We start from the raw sequence: 9,726 nt of genomic DNA on the forward strand, positions 1-9,726 counted from the left end.
GTGCCGGGTCCGGACGAGGTGCTGCGGGCGCGGGCGCGGTCGTTCGGCGGGGTCGCGGCCGGCTACGCGGCGCTGCGCCCGACCTACCCGGCCGACGCCGTCGCCTTCCTCGTCGGCCGGGACCGGCCGCTGGACGTGCTCGACGTCGGCGCGGGGACCGGCCTGCTGACGGCGGTCGTGCGGGACCTGGGGCACCGGGTGCGGGCGGTCGACCCGTCGCCGGAGATGCTCGCCCAGCTCACCGCCGGGCTGTCCGGTGTCGGCACGGCCGTAGGATCGGCGGAGTCGCTACCGGCCGGCGACGGAACGGTGGACGCCGTCGTCGCCGGGCAGGCCGCGCACTGGTTCGACCCGGCGCCGGCCGCCCGGGAGATCCGCCGGGTGCTGCTTCCCGGTGGGGTCCTCGGCCTGATCTGGAACACCCGCGACGACCGGGTGCCCTGGGTCGCCGCGCTGGAGGAGTTGATCGCCGACGCGGCGCGCGGGCACGAGGCCGATCAACGCGTGGTCGACCGGTTCGCCGGGGAGCTCTCGGCGGACGTGGACGTCGTCGAGTCGCAGATCGTGCAGCGGGTGCCGCCCGAGGACGTCGTCGGCGGGATCGCCACCCGCAGCTACGTGGCGGTGATGGACGACGCCCGGCGGGAGGAGTTCCTGGCGGGGATCCGGCAGCTGCTGGTCGACCACCCTGGCACCCGGGGGCGCCCGGTGCTCGACCTGCCCTACCGCACCCACGCCTACCGGCTCAGCTCTCGCTGAGCGGCTGCGGCGGTCAGGTGGGGCGGGAGCCGACGGCGAAGACCCGCCGGAAGGGCAGCAGCGTCGTGCCGTCGGGGCGGGGCGGGTAGGCGGCCCGCAGGGCGGCGGCGTAGGCGTCGGTGAACCGGCGGGCGGCGTCCTCGTCGAGACGGGCCAGCACCGGCCGGAGCACGGTCGACCGCACCCACGCCAGCACCGGGTCGGGTCCGGAGAGGGCGTGCAGGTAGGTCGTCTCCCAGACGTCGGCCGACAGTCCGGCCGCGGTGAGCACCTCGGCGTAGCCGGCCGGGTCGAGCACGGTGTCCGCCCGGGGCGCGACGTCGGCCAGCCGGCCGGCCCACTCCGGGGACCGGCAGAGCTCGGCCAGCAGCGCGTGGGTGGGAGCCCGGAAGTTCCCCGGCACCTGGACGGCGATCCAGCCGCCCGGTGCCAGCTGCGCGGCCCACCGGGCCATCAGGCCGGGATGTCCGTCCACCCAGTGCAGGACGGCGTTGCTGACGACGACGTCGACCGGCCCGTCCGGTGCCCAGTCGCGCACGTCACCGAGCTGGAAGGCGACCCGGCCCGGCAGCTCCCACGCGGCCGCGGCGGTCAGCATCTCGGGGGAGGAGTCGACGCCGGTGACGCGGGCACCCGGCCAGCGCCGGGCCAGGGAGGCGGTGAGGGCGCCCTCGCCGCAGCCGAGGTCGACCACGCGGCCCGGCGATTCCGCATCGACCCGGGCGAGCAGGTCGGCGAACGGCCGGGCGCGTTCCCCGGCGAAGCGCAGGTAGGTGTCCGGCTGCCAACGGGCGGGTGAAGAGTCGCCGACCGGGTGCGTCGGGTCCCCGGGCGCGGTCATCGTCCCCGACCCTAGCCGGGGCGGGACCCCGCTGCCGGCCCGTGGGTGACGGATCCCTTCCGGGTGGCAAGTCGGCGAAATCGTCCGGTCGGCCCGGTACCGTGGCCCCGCCGGGGCCTGCTCCGCCCCTCCGCCCACCGACCCTGGGAGCTCACGATTCCGGCCGACCCGACCCCACCGGTACCGCCGCGCGACGAGGCGGTGACCGGTGCACCGGTCGGTGACGTGGCCGCCCCGGGCGACGGCCTGCCACCGGCCGGCACCCCGGTGCCGCCGGCGGCACCGCCGCCGCTGCCGGAGGACGCACCCGGGGCGGACGACGCGCACGACGGCGGCAGCGGCGTCGGGCAGGTCGCCAAGATCCGCGCCGTCCTGCGCATCAACGACTTCCGCAAGCTGTGGCTGTCGACGCTGCTGTCCAGCTTCGGCGACTGGCTGGGCCTGCTCGCGATCACCGTGACCGCCACGCTGACCTTCGACGACTACGCCGCGCAGAACTTCGCGCTGGCCGGCGTCCTGCTGTTCCGGCTGCTGCCGGCCATCGTGCTCGGCCCGGTGGCCGGGGCCTTCGCCGACCGGTTCGACCGGCGCAAGACGATGGTGGTCACCGACGTCTTCCGGTTCGCCCTGTTCGCGTCGATCCCGATCGTCGACAACCTGGTGTGGCTGTTCATCGCCCAGTTCGTCATCGAGGCGTTCAGCCTTTTCTGGATCCCGGCCAAGGACGCCGCCGTCCCGAACATGCTGCGCAAGGACCAGCTGGAGGCGGCCAACCAGCTCTCCCTGGTCACCACCTACGGGTTGACGCCGGTGGTCGCGGCGATCGTGTTCGCGGTGCTCACCAGCGTGGGCAGCCGGGTCAGCGACGTGCTCCCCGGCGTGAACGAGGTGGACCTCGCGCTCTACCTGAACGCGCTCACCTTCCTGGTCGCCGCCGTGGTCATCTGGAACCTGCCCTCGATCAGCGGCCGCCGCGCCGAGGGTGCGGTCGTCGGCCAGCAGGAGAGCTTCCTGGGCTCGCTGGTGAAGGGCTTCTCCTTCGCCGGCCACACCCGGCTCATCCGGGGTCTGGTCGTGGGCATCACCGGCGCCTTCGTCGCGGCGGGCGCGATCATCGCGACCGGTCAGGCCTACGTCAACGTGCTCGGCGGCGGGCAGGCGGCCTACGGGCTGCTGTTCGGCGCGGTCTTCGTCGGCCTCGGTCTCGGGATCGGCGTCGGCCCGAGCGTCGCCCGCGACCTGGCCCGCGAACGCGTCTTCGGCGTGGCGATCGTCGGCGCCGGGATCGTGGTGGTGCTGCTGTCCTGGTCCTTCGCGCTGTGGATCTCGCTGCTGCTCGTGGTCTTCATGGGGTTCTTCGCCGGCATGGCCTTCCTGGCCGGCATCACGCTGATCGGCACGGAGGTGGCCGACGAGATCCGGGGCCGCACCTTCGCGATCGTGCAGTCGCTGGTCCGGGCCGCGCTGATCATCTCGCTCGCCCTCGTGCCGATCGGGGTGGGCCTGATCGGGCGGCACGAGGTCGACCTCGGCGCGGTCGCGCTGCAGCTCTCCGGCGAGCGGATCATGCTGTTCGCGGCCGGCCTGCTGGCGATCGGCGTCGGCGTGATCGCCTACCGGCAGATGGACGACGGCCGGCCGGTGCCGCTGCTCGCCGACGTCGTGACGGCGCTGCGCCGGGACACCACGGCCCGCCGGCGGCTGGCCGGGGGCGGGGTCCTCATCGCCTTCGAGGGCGGCGAGGGCGCCGGCAAGTCCACCCAGGTGCGCCGGCTGCAGGAGTGGCTCACCGACGAGGGGCTGGTGTGCCGCGCCTCGTTCGAGCCCGGCGCGACCCCGTCGGGGGCCGGGATCCGGTCCATCGTCCTCGACCGGGCGAACGTGGGCATCTCGCCGCGGTCCGAGGCGCTGCTCTACGCCGCCGACCGCGCCCAGCACGTGAACGACGTGCTGCGGCCGGCACTGGACGCCGGCGAGGTCGTCATCACCGACCGGTTCACCGACAGCTCGCTGGCCTACCAGGGTGCCGGGCGCACCATCCCGCTCGACGACATCCGGATGCTCTCCCGCTGGGCGACGCAGGGCCTGCGTCCCGACCTCACGGTGCTGCTCGACCTGCCCCCCGAGGTGGGGCTGGCGCGGGCCCGCGGCCGGGCGGCCGCCGACCGGCTGGAGTCGGAGTCGCTGGACTTCCACCTGCGGGTGCGCCAGACGTTCTGCGCGCTGGCCGAGTCCGAGCCCGACCGGTACCTCGTGCTCGACGCCCGGAAGTCGCCCGACGAGCTCGCCGCCGCCATCCGCGTCCGGGTCGCCGAGCTGCTGTCCGGGCTCCCGCTGCAGACACTCGCCCAGCCGGGCGCGGAGGCCCGGGTCGAGCCCGCCCTCCGCCACGACGGGAACGTGGAGTGGGCGCCCCACCGCCCGCACGCGCAGACCGGCTCGACCCCTCAGCTGCACCCGTGACCGCCACGGGCACCGCGCCGGGAGGCGTCTGGGAGCAGGTGATCGGGCAGCCGGCGGTGGTGGAGGAGCTGCGCGCCGCCGTCACCGACCCCGCGGCGATGACCCACGCCTGGCTGTTCACCGGGCCGCCCGGCTCGGGCCGGTCGGTGGCGGCGCGCGCGTTCGCCGCCGCGCTGCAGTGCCCGGCGGGCGGCGACGGCACCTGCCACGCCTGCCGCACCGCACTGGCCGGCACCCACGCGGACGTGAAGCTCATCGTCCCGGACGGCCTGTCGATCGGCGCCAAGGAGGCGCGGGAGATCGTGACGGGCGCCAGCCGGGCGCCGTCGCAGGGCCGCTGGCAGATCATCGTGGTGGAGGACGCGGACCGGATGACCGAGCACGCGGCGAACGCGGTGCTCAAGATGATCGAGGAGCCGCCGCCGCGCACCGTGGTGATGCTCTGCGTCCCGAGCCTGCACCCGGACGACGTCATGGTGACCATCCGGTCGCGCTGCCGGCTGGTCAGCCTGCGCACGCCCACGGCCGAGGCCATCGCCGACGTCCTCGTGCGGCGGGACGGTGTCGACCCGGCCATGGCGGCCTGGTCGGCCGCCGCCTCCGGTGGGCACGTCGGCCGCGCCCGCCGGCTGGCGCGCGACGAGGACGCCCGGATGTCCCGCAAGGCGGTGCTCGACGTGCCCCTGCGGCTGGTCTCGCTGGCCGCCTGCCTCGACGCCGCCGACGACCTGGTGGGCGCGGCGAAGGAGGAGGCCGACGAGGCGTCCGCCGCGTTGGACGGGGCGGAGACCGAGGCGGTCAAGGCCAGCCTCGGCGTGGGTGCCCGGGGCCCGGGGGTGGCCGCCGCCAGCCGGGGTGCCGGGCAGCTCAAGGAGCTGGAGAAGCGGCAGAAGTCGCGGGCCACCCGCCTGGGGCGCGACTCGCTGGACCGGGCGCTGGTCGACCTCGCCGGGCTCTACCGGGACGCGCTCGTGCTCGACGCCGCGCCCGGGATCGGACCGCGGCTCAACCACCCCGACCGCCGGTCCGACGCCGAGGAGCTGGCCCGGCGGATCGGCGCGGACGGGGCGCTGCGCCGCATCGACGCGATCCTGGCCTGCCGGCTGGCGCTGGAGCAGAACGTGAAGCCGCAGGTGGCGCTGGAGGCGCTGACCGTCGCCCTGCGTCTCCCCGCCTGACACCCCCCGCCCCTGCGCGGAGCCGGGTGAGCGGTGTCGTAGGCTGTGCGGGCAGTTCGCCGCCTTAGCTCAGTCGGTAGAGCATCTCACTCGTAATGAGAAGGTCGTCGGTTCGATTCCGACAGGCGGCTCGCCAGTTCGCAGCGGGCCCGTCCACCAGGACGGGCCCGCTGCGTCGTTCCCGGGGCTTCGCGAGGTCGGTGCCGGACCCGTACGCGGGCACGGCTGACGGCGGCACGTCCAGTGGGGCGTGCCGCCGTCGGTGCGCTCGGCGCCCGGTCCCGGAGGCCGGGCGGGAGATCAGTGGTGCGTTGAGTTGTTCTTGGCGCGCTCGATCGAGGCCAGGATCTCGGCCTCGGCGGCCTCGCGGCCGACCCACTCGGCGCCCTCGACCGACTTGCCCGGCTCCAGGTCCTTGTAGGTCTCGAAGAAGTGCTGGATCTCGAGGCGGTCGAACTCCGACACGTCCTCGATCTCCTTGAGGTGCGCCACCCGCGGATCCGTCGCCGGCACGCAGAGGACCTTGTCGTCCCCTCCGGCCTCGTCGGTCATGCGGAACATGCCGATGGCCCGGCACGTCACCAGGCACCCGGGGAACGTCGGCTCCTCGAGGATCACCAGGGCGTCGAGCGGATCGCTGTCCTGCCCCAGGGTGTTCTCGATGTAGCCGTAGTCCGCCGGGTAGCGGGTGGAGGTGAACAGCATCCGGTCCAAGCGGATGCGTCCGGTCTCATGGTCCAGCTCGTACTTGTTCCGCTGGCCCTTCGGGATTTCTACCGTCACGTCGAACTGCACGACCGTAGTGTGGCCCACGGGGGCGGATCCGGTCGGCGCAGGCCCCCCTCAGGGGGGTGGACAGCATTTCGTCGAGCGGGTCGACGGTCGTCACGGCGAACTACGGGCGCTTCCGACGGCGCATGGCGCTGGGCATCGTGGCGCTGCTCCTGGTGCTCGTCGGCGGCGGCATCGGACTCGGGGTCCTGCTGGGCACCGACGCCGGGGCCGACGGGGACGCCGTCGCCGTCCCGGACGCGCAGCTGCCGGACCTGGGTGCCGCCGACCCCGTCCTCGCCGCCCTGTCCGCCGACGCCCCCGTCCCCTCCGCAGACGTCCTCTCGGCCACGCTCGGGCCGCAGGTCACCGGGCCGGCGCTCGGCCCCGGCACCACCGCCCAGGTGGTCGACGTCGCCACCGGCCAGGTGCTGTTCGACCAGGATGCCGCCGCACCGCTGACGCCGGCGTCGGCCGCGAAGCTGCTCACCGCCGCGGCGGTGCTCACGACCCTCGACCCCGCCGAGACCCTGGAGACCCGGGTCGTCAGCGGCGCGACCCCCGGCGAGGTGGTGCTCGTCGGCGGGGGTGACCCGACCCTCTCCCGCACCGAGCCGTCCCAGAGCTACCCGGGTGCGCCCACCATGGCCGACCTCGCCACGCAGGTGATCGGCGCGCTGCCCGCCAGCACCCCCGTGACCCGCGTGGTCGTGGACAGCTCGCTGTTCACCGGCCCGCTCACCGCCAGCGGCTGGGGGGCCGGCGACGCCCCGTCCAGCTACGCTGCCCCGGTCACCGCGACCGCTGTCGACGGCGCCCGCGTCAGCCCCGGCGCGACGGCCCGCAGCGGTCAGCCCGGCCTCGACGCCGGTGCGGCGCTCGCCGACGCCCTCGGCGCGCCCGGTGCCGCGGTCGTCCTCGGTCAGGCGCCGGCCGGTGCCACGACGCTGGGCACCGTGCAGTCGGCCCCGGTCTCCCGGCTGGTGGAGCAGGCGCTCTCCATGTCCGACAACGTGCTCGCCGAGGCGCTCGCCCGGCAGGTCGCGCTGGCCCGGAACGAGCCGGCCTCCTTCGAGGGGGCCGCGCGGGCCGTCGTCGACGCCCTCGAGGAGGCCGGGCTGGACGTCTCCGGCGTCACCCTCGCCGACGGCAGCGGCCTCTCGCGGGAGAACAGCGTGACCGCCGAGGTGCTCACCGCCCTCGTGCGCGGCGCGGCCGACGGCAGCCTGGACCAGGCCGCCGGGCTGCTCGCCGGTCTGCCGGTCGCCGGGTACGACGGCACGCTCGCCGACCGCGGGGACGACGACCCGGCCACCGCACCCGGCACCGTCCGTGCCAAGACCGGCACCCTGCTGGGCGTCCACGCCCTCGCCGGGACCGTCGTGACCGCCGACGGCCGGCTGCTCGCCTTCGCCGTCGTCGCCGACGAGGCGACCGGCAGCGAGGCGGCGGCGGAGGCGTCGCTCGACGGGATCGCCGCCACGCTGGCCGCCTGCGGCTGCCGCTGACCTGCTCCGCGGCCGTCCCGCCACCGGGTCGCCGCGTACGGTGAGGCGATGAGCAGCGCCTCCTCGATGGTCGACTGGGACCTGGCCGGACGCACAGCCCGCCGCCTGGTGAACTCGGGCCCGCGCACGACGCGGGAGGAGGCCGCCGCGGTCGTCGCCGAGCTGCACCGGGCCGCCGCCACCGCCGTGGCGCACGTCGAGGCCCTCACCGGCCTGCGGCCGGTCCCCGGGGGGCCGGTTCCCGAGGTGGCGGTCGTCGACCGGCCCGGCTGGGCGGACGCCAACGCCCGCGGCATGGCCGCGCTGCTGGACCCGCTCGTCGACAAGCTCGCCGAGCGTCAGGGAGCCCGCCCGGGCGCCCTGGCCACGGCCATCGGCTCCCGCGCAACCGGCGTGCAGGCCGGCGGGCTGCTCGCCTTCCTGTCCTCCCGGGTGCTCGGGCAGTACGAGATCTTCGGGACGGGCGGCCGGCTGCTGCTGGTGGCCCCGAACATCGTGGCGACCGAGCGGAAGCTCGGCGTCGACCCGTCGGACTTCCGGCTCTGGGTCTGCCTGCACGAGGTGACCCACCAGCTCCAGTTCACCGGCGTCCCGTGGCTGACCGGCTACCTCGAGGAGCAGATCGCGGAGTTCGTGGCCGCCACCGACCTCGAGCCCGACGTGCTGCGCGAGCGCCTGCAGGACGTGCTGCGCAGCGTCACCGATGCGGTGCGCGGCAGCAGCGGGAACGGCGAGCCCGAGGGGCTCATGGCCCTGGTGCGCGACCCCCGCCAGCGGGCGGTGCTCGACCGGGTCACCGCGGTGATGAGCCTGGTGGAGGGGCACGCCGAGTACGTCATGGACGGCGTCGGGCCGGACGTCGTGCCGACGGTGCGCACGTTGCGCAAGCGGTTCGCCCAGCGGCGCAAGGGGCGCGGCCCGGTCGACCGCGTGGTGCGCCGGCTGCTGGGCCTGGAGCAGAAGATGAAGCAGTACGCCGACGGCCGGCACTTCGTCGGTGGCGTGATCGAGCTCGCCGGCATGGAGGGCTTCAACCGGGTCTGGGAGGGGCCGGCGAACCTGCCGCTGGTCGAGGAGCTGACCGCACCGCAGCTCTGGGTCGAGCGGGTGCTCGGCCGCCCGGCCCTGCCCGCCTGACCGACGGCGTGAGCGGGCCACCCCGCGCCGTGGCGGTGCTCCGGCACGCCGTCCGCACCGGGCTGCGCGGCAGCGACCGGCCGGTGCTCGCCGCCTGCAGCGGGGGAGCGGACTCGGTGGCCCTGGCCGCCGCGCTGGCCTTCGAGGCGCGGACCGCGGGCGTCCGCGTCGGCGGGGTGACCGTCGACCACGGCCTGCAGCCGGGTTCGGAGCTGCGCGCCCGCCGGACCGCCGCGGTGCTGCGCGACCTCGGCCTCGACCCGGTCCTCGTGCTGGCCGTGCGGGTGGGGGAGGACGGCGGCCCGGAGGCTGCCGCCCGCGCCGCCCGGTACGCGGCCCTCGCCGAGGCTGCCGCCGAGGCAGCCCCCGGGGCCGGTGCGCGCGTCGCCCTCGGGCACACGCTCGACGACCAGGCCGAGACCGTGCTCCTCGGGCTGGGCCGGGGCTCCGGGCCGCGCTCGGTCGCCGGCATGGTGCCCGAGCGGGCCGACGGCGAGGTGTCGTGGTGGCGGCCGCTGCTGGGCGTCCGTCGCGCCACGACCCGCCAGGCGTGCGCCGACCAGGGGCTGCCCGTGTGGGACGACCCGTGGAACAGCGACCCGGCCTACACCCGGGTGCGGCTGCGCACCGATGTCCTGCCGCTGCTGGAGGAGGTGCTCGGGGGCGGCGTGGCCCCCGCACTGGCCCGCACCGCCGAGCTGCTCCGCGAGGACCTCGACGCCCTGGACGCCCTGGCCGCCGCCGAGCTGACCCGGCTGGCCGCGGAGTCCGGGGACGGCGGCCTGCCCGCCCGGCCGCTGGAGCCGCTGCCCGCCGCGGTGCGCCGCCGGGTGCTGCGGGGCTGGTTGCGCGCGGCCGGTGTCCCCGACCTGCAGGCGGTCCACCTGCGGGCCGTCGAGAGCCTCGTCACGCGGTGGCGGGGGCAGGGCGTGGTGGACCTACCCGGCGGCGCAGGGGTCCTCCGGTCGTCTGGCAGTCTGGTGGGGGGGGGGGGGGGGGGGGGGGGGGGGGGGGGGGGGGGCGGCGCCCCCCCCGCCCCCCCCCCCGCCCCCCCCCACCCAGCCCACCC

At 76.0% G+C, this 9,726-nt stretch carries 8 protein-coding genes and 1 tRNA gene; 7 read left to right on the forward strand and 2 right to left on the reverse strand.

Going from position 1 to position 9,726, the window contains the following annotated elements; genetic code table 11:
• The gene (locus ACI79T_RS17080; protein WP_456611282.1) at nucleotides 1-759 is read left to right on the forward strand and encodes a class I SAM-dependent methyltransferase; all 759 of its coding nucleotides are present in this window, start codon (nucleotides 1-3) and stop codon (nucleotides 757-759) included.
• A gap of 13 nt (nucleotides 760-772) precedes the next feature.
• Here ACI79T_RS17080 and ACI79T_RS17085 read toward each other — a convergent pair whose 3' ends face one another.
• A complete protein-coding gene (locus ACI79T_RS17085; RefSeq protein ID WP_456611283.1) occupies nucleotides 773-1,600 on the reverse strand; it encodes a trans-aconitate 2-methyltransferase in 828 nt (275 codons plus the stop codon).
• 201 nt (nucleotides 1,601-1,801) lie between these two features.
• Between ACI79T_RS17085 and tmk the strand changes: the two genes are divergently transcribed.
• The 3 genes from tmk (at nucleotide 1,802) to ACI79T_RS17100 (ending at nucleotide 5,372) form a co-directional block, all read left to right on the forward strand.
• A complete protein-coding gene (tmk, locus tag ACI79T_RS17090) occupies nucleotides 1,802-4,063 on the forward strand; it encodes a dTMP kinase (RefSeq protein WP_456611284.1) in 2,262 nt (753 codons plus the stop codon).
• Nucleotides 4,060-5,241, forward strand: a complete 1,182-nt coding sequence (locus ACI79T_RS17095; protein WP_456611285.1) for a DNA polymerase III subunit delta' — start codon at nucleotides 4,060-4,062, stop codon at nucleotides 5,239-5,241. Before tmk ends, ACI79T_RS17095 begins: the two co-directional genes overlap by 4 nt.
• Nucleotides 5,242-5,299: 58 nt before the next feature.
• Nucleotides 5,300-5,372 (forward strand) — tRNA-Thr (locus tag ACI79T_RS17100).
• Nucleotides 5,373-5,541: 169 nt separating this feature from the next.
• Here the strand turns inward: ACI79T_RS17100 and ACI79T_RS17105 are convergent.
• On the reverse strand, nucleotides 5,542-6,036 hold the full coding sequence (locus ACI79T_RS17105; protein ID WP_456611286.1) for an inorganic diphosphatase: 495 nt from the start codon (nucleotides 6,034-6,036) through the stop codon (nucleotides 5,542-5,544).
• Between the two features lie 56 nt (nucleotides 6,037-6,092).
• Here ACI79T_RS17105 and dacB point away from each other — a divergent pair, with 56 nt between their 5' ends.
• From dacB to tilS, 3 genes are all read left to right on the forward strand, one after another.
• A complete protein-coding gene (dacB, locus tag ACI79T_RS17110) occupies nucleotides 6,093-7,520 on the forward strand; it encodes a D-alanyl-D-alanine carboxypeptidase/D-alanyl-D-alanine endopeptidase (protein ID WP_456611287.1) in 1,428 nt (475 codons plus the stop codon).
• A gap of 48 nt (nucleotides 7,521-7,568) precedes the next feature.
• The gene (locus tag ACI79T_RS17115) at nucleotides 7,569-8,657 is read left to right on the forward strand and encodes a zinc-dependent metalloprotease (protein WP_456611288.1); all 1,089 of its coding nucleotides are present in this window, start codon (nucleotides 7,569-7,571) and stop codon (nucleotides 8,655-8,657) included.
• 8 nt (nucleotides 8,658-8,665) lie between these two features.
• Nucleotides 8,666-9,726 (forward strand): tRNA lysidine(34) synthetase TilS (gene tilS, locus ACI79T_RS17120; protein WP_456611289.1); only part of this gene is annotated, 1,061 nt, incomplete at its 3' end.

The organism is Blastococcus sp. SYSU DS0619, from assembly GCF_054051035.1.

What these genes read in the sequence shown, in the direction of transcription:
- ACI79T_RS17085 (WP_456611283.1), bottom strand. Translation starts at nt 1,600, where the DNA reads ATGACCGCGCCCGGGGACCCGACGCACCCGGTCGGCGACTCTTCACCC.
- ACI79T_RS17115 (WP_456611288.1), top strand. Translation starts at nt 7,569, where the DNA reads ATGAGCAGCGCCTCCTCGATGGTCGACTGGGACCTGGCCGGACGCACA.